Origin of the sequence: Burkholderia sp. DN3021, assembly GCF_049805555.1 — a bacterium.
GTDB classification, from domain to species: domain Bacteria; phylum Pseudomonadota; class Gammaproteobacteria; order Burkholderiales; family Burkholderiaceae; genus Burkholderia; species Burkholderia pyrrocinia_C.
In genome coordinates, this window is the sequence record NZ_JBNCAB010000060.1 from 23,600 (window position 1) to 42,001 (window position 18,402).

Below are 18,402 nucleotides of genomic sequence, written 5' to 3' on the forward strand. Positions count from 1 at the left end.
AATCGATGGAATACGACGTCGTGATCGTCGGCGGCGGCCCCGCTGGGCTGTCGGCGGCGATCCGGCTCAAGCAGCTGGCCGCCGAGAAAGGCACCGAGATCGGCGTGTGCGTGCTCGAGAAGGGTTCCGAGATCGGCGCGCACATTCTGTCGGGCGCGGTGATGGACCCGCGCGCGATCACCGAACTGTTCCCCGACTGGAAGGAACAGGGCGCGCCGCTCACCGTCGAGGTGACGGAAGACCGCTTCCTGTTCCTGTCCGAGAAGAGCGCGGTGACGACGCCGAACTGGGCGCTGCCCGAGAACTTCAAGAACCACGGCAACTACGTGATCTCGCTGGGCAACGTCACGCGCTGGCTCGGCCAGCAGGCGGAAGCCTTGGGCGTCGAGATCTTCCCGGGCTTCCCGGCCGCCGAGATTCTCTATCACGACGACGGCTCGGTGAAGGGCGTCGCGACCGGCAACATGGGCGTGGGCAAGGACGGCGAGCCGACCGAGAACTTCCAGCTCGGCATGGAGCTGCACGCGAAGTACACGCTGTTCGCCGAAGGCTGCCGCGGCCACCTCGGCCGCCAGCTGATCTCGAAGTTCAAGCTCGACGCGAACGCCGATCCGCAGGCGTACGGGATCGGCATCAAGGAGCTGTGGGAAATCGATCCCGCGAAGCACAAGCCGGGCCTCGTGATCCACACGGCCGGCTGGCCGCTGAAGTCGGATACGTACGGCGGCTCGTTCCTGTATCACATGGACAACAACCAGGTCGTGGTCGGCTTCGTGGTGGGCCTCGGCTACACGAACCCGTACCTGTCGCCGTTCGAGGAATTCCAGCGCTACAAGACGCATCCGTCGATCCGCGCGTTCCTGGAAGGCGGCAAGCGCGTGTCGTACGGCGCGCGCGCGATCACCGCGGGCGGGCTGCTGTCGCTGCCGAAGACGGTGTTCCCGGGCGGCGCGCTGATCGGCGACGACGCGGGCTTCCTGAACGCCTCGCGGATCAAGGGCAGCCATGCGGCGATCAAGACCGGCATGCTGGCGGCCGATGCCGCGTTCGACGCGGTGCAGGCCGGCCGTCAGTCGGACGAACTCAACGCGTACCCGGATGCCTTCAAGCAGTCGTGGCTGTACACGGAGCTGTACCGCGCGCGCAACTTCAAGCAGTGGATGGCCAAGGGGCTGTATCTCGGCACGCTGATGGTCGGGCTCGAGCAGAAGGTGATGGGCGGCAACGTACCGTGGACGCTGCATCACCAGCACGCGGACCACGAGATGCTGAAGCCGGCGTCGCAGTGCGAGCCGATCGAGTATCCGAAGCCGGACGGCAAGCTGACGTTCGACCGGCTGTCGTCGGTATTCATCTCGAACACGAACCACGAGGAGAATCAGCCGGCGCACCTGACGCTGAAGGATGCGAACGTGCCGGTGAACGTGAACCTGCGCACGTACGCGGGGCCGGAGGCGCGCTTCTGCCCGGCGGCGGTGTACGAGTTCGTGAAGAACGACGACGGCAGCGATCGGCTGGTGATCAACGCGCAGAACTGCGTGCACTGCAAGACCTGCGACATCAAGGACCCGACGCAGAACATCGTGTGGGTCACGCCGGAAGGCGGCGGCGGGCCGAATTACCCGAACATGTAACGCATCAGCGCGCATGCTTGCGCGAACGAACCGGAGCAGACGATGAGCAATGCAGCGAAAGAAGTCGTGGTGGTGAGCGGTGTCCGTACCGCGATCGGTGATTTCGGCGGCAGCCTGAAGGATTTCTCGCCGACCGAGCTCGGTGCGAAGGTCGTGCGCGAAGTGCTGTCGCGCGCGAACGTGCCGGGCGATGCGGTCGGGCATGTCGTGTTCGGCCACGTCGTGAACACGGAGCCGAAGGACATGTATCTGTCGCGCGTCGCGGCGATCGACGGCGGCGTCGCACAGCACACGCCCGCGATGAACGTGAACCGCCTGTGCGGCTCGGGCCTGCAGGCGATCGTGTCGGCCGCGCAGACCATCATGCTCGGCGATGCCGACGTCGCGATCGGCGGCGGCTCGGAGAACATGAGCCGCGCGCCGTACACGGTGCCGGCCGCGCGCTTCGGCCAGCGCATGGGCGACGGCAAGCTCGTCGACATGATGCTCGGCGCGCTGCACGACCCGTTCCAGACGATCCACATGGGCGTGACGGCCGAGAACGTCGCACGCAAGTACGACATCTCGCGCGACGCGCAGGATGCGCTCGCGCTCGAATCGCATCGTCGCGCGGCGCGCGCGATCGCGGAAGGGCGCTTCAAGGATCAGATCCTGCCGATCGCGATCCGCACGAAGAAGGGCGAGGTCGCGTTCGACACCGACGAGCACGTGCGTCACGACGCGAGCGCGGACGATTTCACGAAGCTGCGCCCGGTGTTCGCGAAGGAGAATGGCACCGTGACGGCCGGCAACGCATCGGGCATCAACGACGCGGCCGCGGCCGTGCTGATGATGAGCGCGGACGCCGCACGCGCGCAGGGCGTGAAGCCGCTCGCACGCCTCGTCGCGTATGCGCACGCGGGCGTCGATCCGGCGTATATGGGCATCGGCCCGGTGCCGGCCACGCAGAAGGCGCTCGAACGCGCGGGCTTGAAGATCACCGATCTTGACGTGATCGAGGCGAACGAGGCGTTCGCCGCGCAGGCCTGCGCGGTCACTCAGGAACTCGGCCTCGATCCCGCGAAGGTCAACCCGAACGGGTCGGGCATCTCGCTCGGTCACCCGATCGGCGCGACCGGTGCGTTGATCACGGTCAAGGCGCTGTACGAGCTGAAGCGCATCGGCGGGCGTTACGCGCTCGTGACGATGTGTATCGGCGGCGGCCAGGGGATTGCTGCGATCTTCGAGAACATCTGATAATCGGACACTCAGCACCCGAACACACAGGAAACTTCATGGCCATCGAAATCGTCGGCGTCGTGGGCGCCGGAACCATGGGCAACGGCATTGCGCAGACCGCCGCCGTTGCGGGATTCAACGTCGTGATGATCGACGTCAGCGACGCTGCGCTCGACAAGGGCATCGCGACGCTGAAGGGCAGCCTCGAGCGGCTCGTGTCGAAGGACAAGCTCGACGCGGCCGCACGCGATGCGGCGCTGGCGCGCATCACGACGTCGACCGACTACGCGAAGCTCGCGTCGGCCGACATCGTGATCGAAGCCGCGACCGAGAATGTCGAGCTGAAGGGCCGCATCCTGAAGCAGATCGAGGCCGTCGCGCGGCCCGACGCGATCGTCGCGACCAACACGTCGTCGATCTCGATCACCGCGCTCGCGGCGCCGCTCGCCGATCCGGCACGCTTCGTCGGCATGCACTTCTTCAATCCGGTGCCGCTGATGCCGCTCGTCGAGATCATCCGCGGGCTGCAGACGAGCGACGCGACCGCGTCGGCCGTGCGCGAACTGACCGAGCGTTTCGACAAGTCGCCGATCGGCGTGCGCAATTCGCCGGGCTTCGTCGTGAACCGGATCCTCGTGCCGATGATCAACGAGGCGTTCTTCGTGCTGGCCGAAGGCATGGCGTCGGCCGAGGAGATCGACGCGGGGATGAAGCTCGGCGCGAACCACCCGATCGGGCCGCTCGCACTGGCCGACCTCGTCGGCCTCGACGTGTGTCTCGCGGTGATGGACGTGTTCGTGAAGGACTTCGGCGATCCCAAGTATCGTGCGTGCCCGCTGCTGCGCGAGATGGTGTCGGCAGGGCGGCTCGGGCGGAAGGCGGGGCGCGGGGTGTACGACTACAGCAAGTAAGCGGCACACCATGCCACTTCGTCGCGCGGCCGCCTCAGGGCGGCCGCGTGCATTAAGCGGTGCGACTACGCGTCCAGCACCGCCAGATCCCGCGGCAACATCCGCTTGAACATCGCGAGGATCTGCCGCGCCGTCTTCGGCGGCAGCGTGATCGCGTGGCGCACGGCCGCCGCGATCTGGATCATCATCAGCTCGGCGAACGCGCGCCGCTGCGCGCGTGTCGTGTCGGGCGCCACGTCTCCCAATGCATCCGCTAACAGCGCGGCCAGAAACTCGCCGTCCGCCCGGTCGAGTTCCTGCAGCGCGCGGTCGGCCTGCGTCGCGCGCCAGATGTCGCGCATCAGCGGCTCGTCGACGAACATCCGGTAGTAGCTGTCCGTGATGCGGGCAAGCGTGCCGTGCAGGTCGTCGAGCGTCTTCATCGCGGCGAGATCGCGCCGCACGCAGTCGTGCCCGACGGCGTTGTAGCGTTCCGCGAGCGTGCCGATCACGGCCGCCTTGTCCGGAAAGTACTGGTACAGCGAACCGAACGAGATGCCGGTGCGTTCGACGATGTCGCTCATCCGGAACGCGTCGCAGCCTTTCTCGATCATCACGTCCGACGCACACGCGAGGATGCGCTCGAACCGCTCGCGGCTGCGCTGCTGCGTCGGCACGAGCCGCGCGCGCGCCGGCGCGTCCGCTGCCGCCGCTTCGGGCGCGTCGTTCTGCCCCGATTTTTGTCGGCCCATGCCGCCTCCGGAAAAACTTGACGTTGCGAATGCGAGAGTCTATCGTGTTTTTAAAACGCGAGACACTCTCGCATTTTAGAGAGAAAAGGAGACGCACATGTCGGCACTTCCCATCCTCATCGTCGGCGGCTCGGGCAAGACGGGCGCCCGCGTCGATGCACGGCTGCGCACACGCGGCATCGCTACCCGGCCCGTGTCGCGCACGTCGGCCGTCCGCTTCGACTGGACCGAGCCCGCGACGTGGCCCGTCGCGCTCGACGGCGTGTCGGCCGCGTACGTGACCTACCAGCCGGACCTGGCCGTCGAAGGCGCGGTGGAAGCGATTGCCGCATTCGCACGGCTCTCGCGTGAAAGCGGCGTCGAGCGCGTGGTGTTGCTGTCCGGGCGCGGCGAGCCCCGCGCGCAGGCCGCCGAGGCCGCGCTGCAGGCGTCGGGCGTGGGCTGGGGCGTGGTGCGTGCGAGCTGGTTCAACCAGAACTTCTCCGAGGGCTACCTGCTCGACGGCGTGCTGGCCGGCGAGGTCGCGCTGCCGGCCGGTGCGGTGCGCGAGCCGTTCGTCGATGCGGACGACATCGCGGACGTGGCCGTGGCCGCGCTCACCGATTCCCGGTTCGCGGATCGCGTGATCGAGGTCACGGGCCCGCGCGCGCTGACGTTCGCCGAAGCCGTCGGCGAAATCGCGCGGGCCGCCGGCCGGCCGATCGTGTATCGCGAGATTCCGCCCGATGCGTTCGTCGCGGGGCTGCGCGAGGTCGGCGTGCCGGAGCCGGTCGTCGAGCTGCTCGACGAACTGTTCGGCACGGTGCTCGACGGGCGCAACAGCGCGGTGGCGCACGGCATCGACGACACGCTCGGGCGGCCGGCGCGCGATTTCGCCAACTATGCGCGTGCGACGGCCGCAACCGGCGTGTGGAGCGCGTGACCATGATCGCGTTCGTGACTTCCGCATTGCTGTGGGGGGCGGCCATCGGCTGCGGGCTGATGGCCGGCGTGTACTTCGCGTTCTCGACGTTCGTGATGACGTCGCTCGGACGGATCGCGCCGCAGGCCGGCGCGGCCGCGATGAATGCGATCAACGTCGACATCGTGCGTTCGCCGTTCATGCCGCTGTTCCTCGGCACGACGCTGATGGCGCTCGCGCTGGCCGTGCTCGCGCTGTTCGATCGCGATCGGCCGGGCGCGATGGCGGCGCTCGCGGGCGGCGTGCTCTACGTGGCCGGCATGTTCGCGGTGACGATGGCCGTCAACGTGCCGCTCAACGATGCGCTCGCCGCGGCCGATCCGGCGACCGCGCAAGGCGCGGCGCTGTGGACGCGCTACGTGCACGACTGGACGATGTGGAATCACGTGCGCACGGTGGCGTCGGCGGCCGCGTGCGTGTTGTTTATCGCGGGGCTTGCGACGCGGTAGTGCTGCCGTCGAGCCGAACACGCACTACGCATGAAACGCCGACGGCGACACGTCGAAATGCCGCTTGAACATGGCGGAAACGCGTTTTGGCTTCTATAGCCGTGATCCATCGCGACGGTCGGCACCCGCTCGCCATGTGCGAGGCGCTTGAGCGCGAGCTGCCGCAGCGCCTGCTCGCGCCGGCGGCGGAAGCCGAGCCCCCGTCTTGCGCCGGAACGCGCGCCGCGGTTCGAACGGCCGCTCCCTGATGTCGCGCAAGCCGTGCCGGACGCGAAAACACCGGCGGCCTGCATGGCCGATGAAGGACGCCGGGAATCGGTGTCCGCGATACAGCGATTTCGTTTTCTTCATCCCGGCGTCCTGGACTCGCCAATGTGACAAGTGCCATGGAAACTGAATTTATTTCGGGCTTTCCGGAAATTAATTTTAATAAGACCCCCGGTTGCCGGAAGGAATGCAGCTAGGTCGACTTTTAGCTGATCGAGCCGATAACGACGAAACTGAAATTCCGGTCGGTATATTTTCCGTTTGCGTCGCCGGTTTGAATCGTGGCTCCGCTGCCGGAAAGTGCCGGAAAGATCACGTTGTCCAGCGTGTTTTGCCCGCCGCCGTATCCCCATTGCGAGCCGACGATCGCGGGCGTTTTGATGAATGCGGTATTGAACGAGAGCTGGTACGTGCCGGTGCTTTCGCGTTTCACGGCGAATCCGCCCGAGCCATCCACGACCGTGCCGTTGCCCTGCACGCTGCCCCACAGTGTAACTTGAGCCATGATCGTTTCTCCTTCGCTATTTTTCTAAAACAATATCGGGAATTGAAACGGAATGTCGATCGTGTGAAGTCGGGATTCCCCGGATCGACAACTATATTGTATGCGATGGATTTTTAAAGTCAGGATCGGCTGTAAATAATTTATTCTGGTTTCTATTCTAAATAAATCGAATTTGTAATGACTGGCGCGAATTGTTGCGCAATATCGGCGCATGGCGTCGGCAACCGATAAAAGCCCGCATTTATCGGGAGCGGACCGTGGTATGCCGATCGCGGCGGGCAATCCGCGAGCGGCTGCGAACCCGACGCCCGGCTCAAGGCAAGAGGCACCACATCGCGAGAAACGGCGCGCTGCCCGAGCGCATCGCATGCACGATATTGGGCGTGTTGTGCAGCCCGCCGCCGATGCCCGGATCGAACGACGCGCCGTCCCGCTGGCGAAATTCACCCGCGGACAGCAGCACGTACGCCTCTTCCGGCAGATGCTGGTGATCGGGGTAGCGGGTAAAGGGCGCGATCAACGAAAACCCGAGCTGAACGTCGTAACGGCTCTCCATCCCGCCCGGCCCGCAAATCATCCCGTTCACGTGCTTCTCGACGTAATCTTCGCTCCCGTTCAACCCCGACGTTCGTCGTTGCCAGCCCAGCGAGGGTTCGAGCGTCTTGAGCGCGCGTGCCGCGGCGCGCAGGTCCGACGAATCGTCAAGAAGGGGCGCAAGCGCGGAATCGAGGAGGTCGCAGGCCGGATATCGTTTCGCGGCACGCATGCCGTCGTGAGACGGATGCTCGAGGCGAGCGAAAACCTGCGCCGCTGCGTGGCGGGCCGCATCCGGCAGCCTGGGCGACTGAAACAGGGCCCGGGCGATGGCGATGAAATGTTCGAGGTCTTCGTTGCGCGTGTACATGGTGCTCCATGAATGCGGTGACGGCCGTGTCGCATGCGTTGCGACGCGTTGAGTGCGTGGCGATTTCCCGTGAACGCCATTGCACGCTCTCGGGCGCTGCCCTCGGCCCGAATCATAGGCCAAGCGCGTCATGTCCGGCACGGCTGCCGTATCGCGTTCGGAAAGTCGATGCGGAAAAACGGGCGGCTTTTCAGGATTTTCCCTCGATCCTGCGCATGCCGCGCTGTGTCTCGCTCGAGCGGAAAGCGCTCGCGCAGCGATACCGCTCTCGTCGCGAAGGCCCGCCGGTATTGGCATTGTGCGCCGGCCGGCGCGCCGTCCGAGCGCTATCTCAATCAGTGATCAACAGCGGTGCCGAATGCGGGCGTTCGGCCATGCGCCGATCGTCGAGCGTCGCACGCCGCGCAAAGAAGCTCTAACAAAATGAATTTTGAGGCCGTTGCCAGCAAATGATGCAGGCGGCGATTTTCACGAATGCTCCATGGATCGCCGCGGCGCGTTCAAACCGGATGCGCAGGCGTCTGAAGTTGTGAAGCCATGCGAAGGTACGCTCGACCACCGGATCTACTACCGTCGAGCCATTGGTTTCTTCTCTTGTCGGCATGCATGATCACGCTCGCCGGCCTGAATACCCGCAGATAGTGGCGCATAATGTTTTGATATCGACCCTTGGCAGAAAGAGGGTTTTATGCGCTGCACAATATGCGGATCCGAGAATCCTCCCGGTGCGAGGGTCTGCCAGGAGTGTCAGGCCGTGCTGTCCCACACTTGTCCGCAATGCGGACATGAGGCCGAGCCAGCAGCCCGCTTCTGCAGCAATTGCGGGGCGTCGCTGGCTACACCACCCGCCGCTGCGCCGTCATTTTCTCGACCATCGGGTCGGGAGCCGCCGCCACCTCCCATTCATTACACGCCCGATCATCTTGCCGAGCGGATCCGTGCCGAACACGCGGCCATGGAAGCGCGCGGCGAGCCTGCCGGCGAGCGCAAGACCGTTACCGCGCTGTTTGCCGACATGGCCGGGTCGACCGCGTTGATCCACGATCTCGATCCCGAAGTGGCGCATCGCTTGATCGTGCCCGTGGTCGAGCTGATGATGGAAGCCGTCCACTACTACGAAGGGTACGTAGCGAAATCGCTCGGCGATGGCATCCTCGCGCTGTTCGGCGCACCGATCGCCCACGAAGACCATGCGCAGCGAGCGCTTTTCGCTGCATTGCGCATGCAGCAGGCGATGCGGCAGCATGGCGACCGCATTCGTCTGCGGGAAGGCATTCCTCTGCAAATTCGCGTCGGCGTTCATACGGGCGAGGTCGTCGTCCGCTCCATCCGCACCGACGACTTGCACACCGAATACGATCCGCTCGGGCATACGATCCACATCGCGTCGCGGATCGAGGGAATCGCCACGCCCACGTCGATTCTCGTCAGCGAATCCACCCATAAGCTGGCCGAAGGCTATTTCGAGTTCAAGGCGCTCGGGGCAACGCAACTCAAGGGAATTCCGGCGCCGCTGTGCGTATACGAGGTGCTTGGCCTGGGGGCGTTGCGCACGCGCCTGCAGCTGGCGGCGCATCGCGGTCTCGCGCGGTTCGTCGGCCGTGAAACGGAAATGGACCATCTGAACCGGGCGCTGGAGGCAATGAGGAGCGGGCATGGGCGCGTAGTCGGCGTGGTGGGGGAAGCGGGCGTCGGAAAGTCTCGCCTTTTTCACGAGTTCAAGGAGCGTTCACGGCGTGGCGCGCTGGTGCTGGAAACGTTTTCGGTCTCGCACGGCAAGGCGTTTCCCAATTTGCCGCTCATCGAACTCTTGAAGAACTATTTCCAGATCACGACGCAGGACGACGAACGGCGCTGCCGGGAAAAGGTCATCGGCAAGGCGCTCACGCTCGAGCGCAGTTTCGAGGACCTCGTGCCATACGTCCTCTATCTGCTTGGAATCGGTGATGGCGGGGCGATACTGGTCGAGATGGATCCGCAGATCCGGCGCGACCGTACCTTCGACGCGATCAGGAAGCTTCTCGCGCGAGAGAGCCGGAATCAGCCGGTCCATTTGCTGTTCGAGGATCTGCAATGGCTGGACCGTGAGACAGAAGCCTTCCTCACATACCTGGTCGACCACGTGCCGGACGAGCGAATACTCCTGTTGGTGAACTACAGGCCCGAGTATCGGCCCGCGTGGGACCGCGCGGTTCGTTGCAGCAAAATCCGTCTCGAACCGCTGGGGCCATCCGATGCTCAAGGACTGCTTACGGCGCTGCTCGGCGAAGATCGCACACTCGTGCCTCTAAAGCAGCTCATTCTGGAGAAGACGGAGGGCAACCCGTTTTTCATGGAGGAAGTGGTCCAGACGCTTGTCGAAGAGAAATCGCTGCTCGGCGATGCCGGGCATTACCGCATCGTGGAGACCCCGGCGACGCTGCACATTCCCACCACCGTGCAGGGCGTGCTGGCTGCCCGGATCGATCGGCTTCCCATCGAGGAAAAGGAACTGCTACAGGCGCTCGCAGTGATAGGCCACGAGTTTCCGTTCAGCCTGATCCGGCGAATTTGCAGTGAAGCGCCGGCGCGGGACGATGAACTGCGTCGTCTGCTCGCCCATCTGGAAGCCGCGGAGTTCATCTACGAGCGACCCGCCTTTCCCGAGGTCAATTATTCATTCAAACACGCGCTGACTCAGGAAGTGGCCGGGCGCTCGTTGCTCACGGAACGGCGTACCACCCTGCACGAGCGCACTGCGCAGGCGATCGAGGTGCTGTTCCCGACGCGCATCGCCGATTACTGCAGCGAACTTGCGCACCACTACAGTCAGAGCGGAAACATTCCCAAGGCTGTCGAATATCTGCATCGTGCGGCGCAGCAGGCGCTACGTCATGCCGCCCACCCCGATGCAATGAATCACCTCGGAGCGGCGCTTGCGCTGCTCGAGCGTTTGCCGGATACACCGATGCATGCGCATTGGGAACTGACGCTGCTGCTTTCCCTTGGGCCAGTCTTGATGGATGTCCGTGGGTATGGCGCGACAGAGGTGGGCGTGACATACAGGCGCGCGCTCGAGTTATGCGAGCGGACCGGTGAGGCATCGCAACGCTTTGCGACGCAGTTGGGCTTGCGGATACACCATGTGGTGCGCGGCGAGTATGCAATCGCGACCGATCTGAGCAACCAGATGCTCGGTATTGCCAGGGATGCGAACGATCCAGGCATGCTCGTGGAGGCACATGGTGCGCTGGGCGTGTGCTTTTTTCTGCAGGGCGATTTCGGCGCTGCTCGCGCAAACCTGGAACAGGCCTGTGCGATCTACGATCCGAAGCAGCATCAGGCGCACGTCTTCGCACACGGGGTGGATCCTGGTATTCGGGCGCTCAATTACCTCGTATTGACTTTGTGGTTTCAGGGCTATCCGGAACAAGCGCTCAAACGCAGCGCTGAAGCACTCTCGCTCGCGCAGGGCCTTGCTTATGGGCCATCTCTGGCGTTCAGTCTTACCTACGCAGCCCACTTGCATCAACTGCGGAGGGAGCCGGCGCTTGCCGGTGAGCGTGCAGATGCGGTCATTGCCGTATCGACCGAGCACGGATTGCCTTACTGGCTCGCGTGGGGGACGCTTCTGCGAGGCTGGGTGACGAGCGAGCAGGGAAACATCCAGGACGGAATCGCGCAGATGCGGCTGGGCCTCGACGCGCAGCGGGCAGCCGGCGGCGAAGACCTGCGGCCATATTCTCTCGCGTTGCTCGCCGACAGTTACTGGCGTGCGGGTGACAAGAGGGCAGCACGAGACACGCTGGAAGAGGCGATGGCGATCGTCGAGAAATCCGGTGAGCATTGCTACGAAGCCGAGCTCTGCCGGCTCGCGGGAATCTATTTGGCCGGAGAGGCGATCAAGGACGGCACGGCACCTGCACGCGATAACGAAGCCGTAGACTGTTTTCATAGAGCGATCGCGCGAGCGCACCGGCAGGGTGCCAGGGCGCTGGAATTGCGAGCAGCGTCGGACCTTGCGAGGCTATTGCAACGGCAGGGGAAGACCGTGGAGGCAAAGCGGGCGCTGTCCGGGGTGTACAGCTGCTTCACGGAAGGATTCGGCACGAGCGACCTGCGAGCGGCGAAAGCGCTGCTGGATGCTCTGGACGCGCGCGCCGGATGAATGGACCTGCGGCGCACGACGACGTATCGCGTGACGCCGTACCGTCCATTACCTGCCGCTGCTCCGCATAACGGAGAGCTGGGGAGACGGGCATGACAATCACGCACGCAAGACGCCGCAATGATGGACCGCGCAAACAGATCGCGCTGGCTTTGCAGGGTGGCGGGATGCATGGCGCCTTTACCTGGGGTGTGCTTGACAGTCTGCTCGAAGACAGCCGGCTCGAAATAGAGGGTGTCAGTGCAACCAGCGCCGGCGCGATGAACGCCGCTGTACTCGCATACGGGCTGCAAAAAGGGGGCGAAGACGGTGCGCGTCAGGCACTGCACGACTTCTGGCGGGCAGTCGCGCAATCGGCCGAGCGCTACAACCCGCTGCGTTGGGTGCCCTGGCTGAAGGGCACGCACAGCTTCGGGCTCGATCATTCGCCGCTGTATGCATTCGCCGACATGATGCTGCGCGTTTTTTCGCCCTATCAGTTCAATCCGAACAACCTGAACCCGCTGCGCGAAGTGCTCGAAAGCCAGGTCGATTTCGACGCGCTGCGCAAGCACTGTCCGATCCGGATGTACCTGTGCGCAACCAATGTCGAGACGGGGAAAATACGGATCTTCACGGGAGAGGATGTCAGTGCAGACGCGGTACTTGCGTCGGCATGCGTGCCGACACTGTTCCAGGCGGTCACGATCGATGGCGAGTACTACTGGGATGGCGGTTACATGGGTAATCCGGCCATCTATCCTCTCATCTACAATTGCGCGACGCGCGACGTCGTGATCGTGCACATCAATCCGCTCGTGCGCCGCGGTGTGCCGATCACGGCTGCGGAAATTCTCAACCGTATCAGCGAGATCAGTTTCAATTCGTCGCTGATGCGCGAGATGCGGGCAATCTCGTTTGTCACCGACCTGATCCGGCAAGGCACGATACAACGTGGCGAGATGAAGGAAATGCTGATCCATTCCATTCGTGCCGACGATGCTCTGTGCGCGTTGAGCGTATCGAGCAAGTACAACGCGGATTGGGGATTTCTCAGCGAACTGCATGACTACGGGCGACGCGAAGCGGATACGTGGCTCGCGCATCACTACGGAAACATCGGACAGCGGTCGAGTATCGACATCCGCAGTGAATTTCTCTGAGCGCATCGCGGTAATGTCGGCACCGGGCGATCATGCGCAGCCGTCCCGGGCCAAGGAGCGAACGTGAACCGGACGCGGGCGCGGTTCGTCGCGCTGTGGTCGTGCAGCGGCGGGACACATGCCGAGGATGTCTATCGCATGCTGGCGCGATGCTATATGGAGCCGGCGCGCCATTACCATACGCTCACGCATGTACGGCGATGTTTGCGTCATCTCGACCTGGCGCGCGACTCGATTCCCGAACCGGACGCCGTCGAGCTCGCGCTCTGGTTCCATGACGTGATTTTCGTTCCTGGCGCGCACGATAACGAGCAGCGTAGCGCGGACTGGTTCAGACGCCAGGCGGGGGAGCGAATCCGCGCGTGCGACCGTATCTGCGAGATGATTCTCGCGACGACCCACTCGGGCATTGCCGCGGAACTGGATACCCGTTTCGTGTGCGACATCGACCTGGCCGTGCTTGGCGCTTCTCGCAGCCGATTTCGCGAAGACGGCCGGCGCCTGCGGGCAGAGCGCCCCGATCTTGACGACCGGGCTTACGACCTTCATGAACGGACGATTCTTCGCGGGTTACTCGCACGCCCGCGCATCTATCTCACGGATTTCTTCTACACGCGCTGCGAGACGCGAGCACGCAGAAATTTGAGCTGGCGGCTGGGCTTGCCGAGTCCGGAATAGCCACGACAAGCTGCTGTCGGCGTTCGCAATTGGCACTGGCGGTGCGATCGCCGATTTACCGGAGCCTGATTCTCCGACGATGCCGAGCGTCGGCGCGATGCACCGGCGGCCGAGCGGCGGCATGTTCGATGGAGAGTCCTGCGATCGCGATCTGCCGGCGCGCAAGTTCGCCGGGTTGTACTGATCCACGCATCGCGCGGCTGTTCTCGCCCCCCGATTCACATATCGCCCGATCAGATATCGATCGCAAAAATAACCATTTGGTACACGCATCGGCACGCATTACAGTCTCGCCTCCTGCTGCCGGCCGCGACGCCGGTGATTCCGACGTTATTTCAGAAGCCAGCCAAATGAATCGTTTGATGCGTTCCAGGGTCCGCGGCGCCGCCGCCACGCTGTTCGTGCTCGGCGCGGCGTGCGCCGCCCACGCGGCTCAACCGACGCTGCGCGTCGGTATCGATGCCGAGTCGTATCCGCCGTTCTTCTCGAAGGACGCGACCGGCAAATGGAAAGGGTGGGAAATCGACGTGCTCGAGGCCGCGTGCGGCAAGCTGAACGTGCGCTGCGAACTCGCCGACATCGCGTGGGACGGCCTGATTCCGGCGCTGCAGAACCGCAAGATCGACGTGATCTGGTCGTCGATGACGATTACCGGCGAACGGCAGAAGGCCATCGACTTCAGTCGTGCCTACTACGAATCGCCGACGGTATTCGTCGGCGCAAAAAGCGATCGACGCCGCGTCGATTGCGCGGTGCCCGCGAGCTTCAAGGGCCGCGTGATCGGCGTCGAGGCCGGCACCAATTTCTCGGCCTTCCTCGATGCGCGCTTCAAGCAGGACGTGCAGATCAAGGCCTTCGACAAGTTCGACAATGCGCTCGCCGATCTGGTCTCCGGCCGGGTCGATTACGTGCAGGAAGCGAAGGGCCTGTTCACGGCGTTCCTGTCGTCTCGCGACGGCAAGGATTTCGAGGTCAAGGCCACCTGCGCGGACAACCCGGTGCTGGGTCTCGGCATCGGCGCGGGCGTGCGGCGCGGCGATGCGCTGCGCGACCGGCTGTCGGGCGCGATCGCGCAATTGCAGCAGGACGGCACGTGGGATGCGATCACCGCGCGCTATCCGAACCTGAAAGGCACGATCGAGAAGGGCCGTTGAACCGATGGCCGCAGACGATTCGCTGCTGGCGCTGCTCGCATTCGGCGACGGCGGTTACGGCCGCATCTTCGCGAGCGCGTTCGCGCTGACGCTCGGCGTCGCGGCCGCGTCGTTCGGCGCCGGCACGCTGCTCGGCATCGCCGGCGCGCTCGGCAAGCTGTCGCGGCACGCGCCGCTCGCCTGGCTCATCCGGCTCTACACGACGCTGGTGCGTGCGCTGCCCGAGCTGTTGTGCCTGCTGCTCGCGTTCTATGCGCTCGCGCCCGCCGTCGAGGCCGCGCTGCGCCGCGGCGGCCTGGTGCCTGACGGCTTCGCGTTTCCGCCGTTCCTGGTCGCCGCACTGTCGCTCGGCTTCATCCAGGGCGCCTATCTGACCGACATCTTCCGCGCGGCGCTCGTCAACGTGCCGGTCGGCCAGATCGAAGCCGCGCATGCGTACGGAATGACGCCGTGGCAGACGCTGCGACGCATCCGGCTGCCGGCCGCGGCGCGGCTCGCGCTGCCCGGTGTCGGCAACGTGTGGCTGAACGCGACCAAGGATGCGTCGTTCATCAGCGTGCTCGGATCGTTTACGGATCTGCTGAAGGCGAGCCAGCTCGCCGCCGGCGCGACCCGGCACTACGTGTTCTTCTATCTGGTCACGGCGGCGCTGTTCCTGCTGCTGAGCGTCACGTCGACGGGGCTGTTCGCCGCGCTCGAACGGTACGCGAACCGTGGCGCAACGAGCGCAACCGCATGAGCTTCTCGCTGCCGTTCCTGCTCGATACGGTGATGCCGAAGCTGCTCGCCGCGGTGCCGACGACGCTCGCGCTGATGCTGTTGTCCGGCGTGGCCAGCGTGCTGCTCGGCATGCCGCTCGCGCTGGCCGCCGGCGCACGCCGGGCGCCGCTTCGCTGGTCCGCACGCGGCTGGATCATGCTGATTCGCGGCACACCGCTGCTGGTGCAGCTTTATCTGCTGTACTACGGATTCGGCCAGATCGTGCCGCGCGAATGGATGCGCGACAGCTGGGCGTCGCCTCTGTTGCGCGACGCGTTCTGGTATGCCGTCGTTGCCTTGAGCGTGAACGAGAGCGCGTATGTCGCGACGATCCTGCGCGGCGCGATCGCCGGCGTGCCGGCCGGCGAGATCGAGGCCGGCTACGCGTACGGAATGACGCGCGCCGGTGTACTGCGCCGTATCGTCGGCCCGCGCGCGTGGCGGCTCGCGCTGCCCGCGCTCACCGGCGAAGCGATCCTGCTGCTGAAATCGACCGTCCTCGCGTCGACCGTCACGGTGTTCGACGTGATGGGCACGGCCAACACGCTGCGCTTCGAAACTTTGCGCGTATACGAACCGCTGGCCGGCGCGGCGCTCGTCTATGTCGTGCTGGTCGCGCTGCTGACGATTCCTGCCGCCCGTCTCGAGAGACGCCTCAACCGCTACCTGACGCGCGAGTCGGACGACCGCGCACCCGCGCGCGCACGTAACGCGTCGTCGGGCGTGTGGGCGGCACCCAACTGATTCCCCTGTTTCGCATTGAGCATGACGATGTCCGATCCTCGACCCCTGCTGTTTTCCCTCTATGAACAAGCCAGCGTCGGCTGCGGCGGCGCGCCGAGCCTCTGGACCCATCCCGCCGACGAACGGCTGCGCGCCAATACGCTCGCGTACTGGTCGGACCTCGCGCGCAAGGCCGAGCAGGCCGATCTCGACATGCTGTTCTTCGCGGACGTGCTCGGCCTGTACGACGTGTACGGCGGGTCGGCCGACGCCGCACTGCAGTGGGCGGTCGAAGCGCCCGCGAACGATCCGATGATGCTGATCCCGGCGCTCGTCGCGCAAACCGAGCGACTGGCGTTCGGCGTGACCGCGAGCACGACCTACGAACATCCGTTCGCGCTCGCGCGCCGCTTCAGCACGCTCGATCACCTGAGCAACGGCCGGATCGGCTGGAACATCGTGACGTCCTACCTGACGAGCGCGGCGCGCAATTTCGGGCTAGACCGGATGATCGGCCACGACGAACGCTACGCACGCGCGGAGGAGTTTCTCGACGTCGTGTACAAGCTGTGGGAAGGCAGTTGGGCGGACGACGCGGTCATTGCCGACAAGCACGCGCCGCGCTATGCGCGCGGCGACCGCGTGCGGCCGATCGCGCACGAAGGCACGCACTATCGCGTGCACGGCCCGCACGTGTGCGCGCCGTCGCCGCAGCGTTCGCCCGTGTTGATTCAGGCGGGCTGGTCCGGGCGCGGACGGGAATTCGCGGCGAAGCACGCCGAAGTGGTGTTCGTCGCGAAGTCGAATCCGCACGAGATCCGCGCGGGCCTCGACGAAATTCGCCGGCTCGCAGTCGAAAACGGCCGCGCGGCGGACGACGTGAAGGCGCTGACGGTGCTGCGGATCGTGACGGCGCGCTCGTCGAGCGACGCGAAGGAGAAATACCATGCGCTGCAGCAGCACTATCACCTGCAGGCGCAGCTCGTCAGCTACGCGGGCGACACCGGCATCGACATCGATCGTTATGCGGACGACGAGCCGCTGACGACGCAGACGGAAGGGCTGACGTCCTACGTGGTGCGACCGGACGGCAGCGGCAAGCCGCTGACGGCCGGCGACGTGCGGCGCAAGTTCGCGAACGTCACGCGCGGCACCGACCTGATCCTCGTCGGTTCGCCGGACGAAGTCGCGGACCAGCTTGCCGAGCACGCGCAGCAGTCGACGACGAGCGGCTACATGCTCAATCCGCTGATCAGCCCCGGCACGCTCGACGATTTCGCCGACCTGATCGTGCCGGAGTTGAAGAAGCGCGGCCTGTACCGGACGCAGTCGCCGGGCGGCACGTTCCGCTCGCGCCTGGGCGGCGGCGATCGCCTGCCGGACAGTGCGTATGGCGCGTCGTTCCGGCAGCCCGCGGCGGCCGGGCGCTGACGGTCGGACGGATATCGATTCCCCAAAACATTGGTAGGGCCGCGCGATGACGAGCGGTAGAGTCGACTATTCGGTCGCGGACCGGCCGCATTGGGAACAGCGGGCGCAGCATGCGTCCGTCCCGGCGGAACGACGAACCCGGGAGTTGCCTGACATGAACCGTGAGGTGCCGTTTCAGCCGGAAGCAGGTTGTGCCGACTCGAAGCATGACGACGAGCGTTTCGTATCCGCCTGCGGGAGCGCGATCGAAGCGCCGTTTGCGAGCGATGCCGAACGCGGCTTCGAATGCGAACGGCTGGCCGGACGGCGGTACGGTTTTCCGACGTGGCACGGGCGCCGGCGGGCACGACCATGAGCGCAGGCGCCGCAAATCGACCGCGCCGATCACCGACGCCGCCCGTCCTGAGCGCGGCCGGCATCGCGAAACGGTTCGACGCGACCGTCGCGCTGGCGGCGCTCGACCTGTCGATCGGCGCCGGTGAAGTCGTCGCGTTGATGGGCGCGAACGGCGCCGGCAAATCGACTTTCGTGAAGATCCTGAGCGGCGTGATCCGGCCCGACGGCGGCACGCTGACGCTGCGCGGCGCACCCTATCGGCCGGCTTCGCCGCACGCGGCGAAGCGGCTCGGCGTCGCCACCGTGCACCAGTCGGTCGCCGACGCCGTCGTGCCGACGCTGTCGATCGCCGACAACCTGTTGCTCGACCGGCTGTGCGATCCGGCGTCGCCGTGGCATGCGCCGCCGGCCGCGCGGGGGGGGGGGGGGCCGGTGGCTTATATACTTCTACG

Annotated in this window: 16 protein-coding genes and 2 pseudogenes; 13 read left to right on the forward strand and 5 right to left on the reverse strand. The window is 65.2% G+C overall.

Features of this window, described 5'->3' with window-relative positions:
• Nucleotides 1-5 precede the first annotated feature (5 nt).
• From ACPUER_RS25420 to ACPUER_RS25430, 3 genes are read left to right on the forward strand one after another with little or no spacing between them, the layout of a single operon-like run.
• Nucleotides 6-1,634, forward strand: coding sequence for an electron transfer flavoprotein-ubiquinone oxidoreductase (locus ACPUER_RS25420; RefSeq protein ID WP_425132453.1), 1,629 nt, complete (start codon nt 6-8; stop codon nt 1,632-1,634).
• Nucleotides 1,635-1,676: 42 nt separating this feature from the next.
• On the forward strand, nt 1,677-2,870 hold the full coding sequence (gene bktB / locus ACPUER_RS25425; RefSeq protein WP_425132443.1) for a beta-ketothiolase BktB: 1,194 nt from the start codon (nt 1,677-1,679) through the stop codon (nt 2,868-2,870).
• 38 nt (nt 2,871-2,908) lie between these two features.
• Nucleotides 2,909-3,763, forward strand: coding sequence for a 3-hydroxybutyryl-CoA dehydrogenase (locus ACPUER_RS25430; protein WP_425132444.1), 855 nt, complete (start codon nt 2,909-2,911; stop codon nt 3,761-3,763).
• Between the two features lie 65 nt (nt 3,764-3,828).
• On the opposite strand, the gene ACPUER_RS25435 is transcribed toward ACPUER_RS25430, so the two are convergent.
• Nucleotides 3,829-4,494: a TetR/AcrR family transcriptional regulator gene (locus tag ACPUER_RS25435; protein WP_175964046.1), complete on the reverse strand. Its 666-nt coding sequence runs from the start codon at nt 4,492-4,494 to the stop codon at nt 3,829-3,831.
• A gap of 97 nt (nt 4,495-4,591) precedes the next feature.
• On the opposite strand from ACPUER_RS25435, the gene ACPUER_RS25440 reads away from it, so the two are divergent.
• Nucleotides 4,592-5,416 carry an NmrA family transcriptional regulator gene (locus ACPUER_RS25440; protein ID WP_425132445.1) on the forward strand — a complete coding sequence of 275 codons (825 nt, stop codon included), beginning with the start codon at nt 4,592-4,594 and terminating at the stop codon, nt 5,414-5,416.
• A gap of 2 nt (nt 5,417-5,418) precedes the next feature.
• Nucleotides 5,419-5,904, forward strand: a complete 486-nt coding sequence (locus ACPUER_RS25445) for a DUF1772 domain-containing protein (RefSeq protein WP_175964048.1) — start codon at nt 5,419-5,421, stop codon at nt 5,902-5,904.
• A gap of 24 nt (nt 5,905-5,928) precedes the next feature.
• On the opposite strand, the pseudogene ACPUER_RS25450 reads toward ACPUER_RS25445, so the two are convergent.
• From ACPUER_RS25450 to ACPUER_RS25465, 4 genes and pseudogenes are all read right to left on the reverse strand, one after another.
• Nucleotides 5,929-6,126: pseudogene (locus ACPUER_RS25450) on the reverse strand (helix-turn-helix domain-containing protein); the annotation flags it as partial.
• Nucleotides 6,127-6,376: 250 nt separating this feature from the next.
• Nucleotides 6,377-6,649, reverse strand: coding sequence for a hypothetical protein (locus tag ACPUER_RS25455; RefSeq protein WP_425132446.1), 273 nt, complete (start codon nt 6,647-6,649; stop codon nt 6,377-6,379).
• Between the two features lie 340 nt (nt 6,650-6,989).
• Complete coding sequence (locus ACPUER_RS25460; RefSeq protein ID WP_425132447.1) at nt 6,990-7,580, reverse strand: dimethylsulfonioproprionate lyase family protein; 591 nt, start codon at nt 7,578-7,580, stop codon at nt 6,990-6,992.
• A 415-nt stretch (nt 7,581-7,995) separates the two neighbouring features.
• Nucleotides 7,996-8,139: pseudogene (locus tag ACPUER_RS25465) on the reverse strand (IS5/IS1182 family transposase); the annotation flags it as partial.
• A gap of 129 nt (nt 8,140-8,268) precedes the next feature.
• On the opposite strand from ACPUER_RS25465, the gene ACPUER_RS25470 reads away from it, so the two are divergent.
• The 8 genes from ACPUER_RS25470 to ACPUER_RS25505 all read left to right on the forward strand — a co-directional run.
• On the forward strand, nt 8,269-11,727 hold the full coding sequence (locus ACPUER_RS25470; protein ID WP_425132448.1) for an AAA family ATPase: 3,459 nt from the start codon (nt 8,269-8,271) through the stop codon (nt 11,725-11,727).
• A gap of 92 nt (nt 11,728-11,819) precedes the next feature.
• Entirely contained in the window at nt 11,820-12,869 is a 1,050-nt protein-coding gene (locus ACPUER_RS25475; RefSeq protein ID WP_425132449.1) for a patatin-like phospholipase family protein, read from the forward strand.
• A 138-nt stretch (nt 12,870-13,007) separates the two neighbouring features.
• The gene (locus ACPUER_RS25480) at nt 13,008-13,547 is read left to right on the forward strand and encodes a hypothetical protein (RefSeq protein WP_175964104.1); all 540 of its coding nucleotides are present in this window, start codon (nt 13,008-13,010) and stop codon (nt 13,545-13,547) included.
• 350 nt (nt 13,548-13,897) lie between these two features.
• Nucleotides 13,898-14,701: a transporter substrate-binding domain-containing protein gene (locus ACPUER_RS25485; RefSeq protein WP_175964053.1), complete on the forward strand. Its 804-nt coding sequence runs from the start codon at nt 13,898-13,900 to the stop codon at nt 14,699-14,701.
• Nucleotides 14,702-14,705: 4 nt separating this feature from the next.
• Nucleotides 14,706-15,440, forward strand: coding sequence for an ABC transporter permease (locus ACPUER_RS25490; RefSeq protein ID WP_425132450.1), 735 nt, complete (start codon nt 14,706-14,708; stop codon nt 15,438-15,440).
• Nucleotides 15,437-16,204, forward strand: a complete 768-nt coding sequence (locus tag ACPUER_RS25495; protein ID WP_175964055.1) for an ABC transporter permease subunit — start codon at nt 15,437-15,439, stop codon at nt 16,202-16,204. The genes ACPUER_RS25490 and ACPUER_RS25495 overlap by 4 nt, the downstream gene beginning before the upstream one ends.
• A gap of 27 nt (nt 16,205-16,231) precedes the next feature.
• Complete coding sequence (locus tag ACPUER_RS25500; RefSeq protein WP_425132451.1) at nt 16,232-17,614, forward strand: LLM class flavin-dependent oxidoreductase; 1,383 nt, start codon at nt 16,232-16,234, stop codon at nt 17,612-17,614.
• Between the two features lie 351 nt (nt 17,615-17,965).
• On the forward strand, nt 17,966-18,402 hold a 437-nt coding region (locus ACPUER_RS25505), incomplete at its 3' end, for an ATP-binding cassette domain-containing protein (protein ID WP_425132452.1).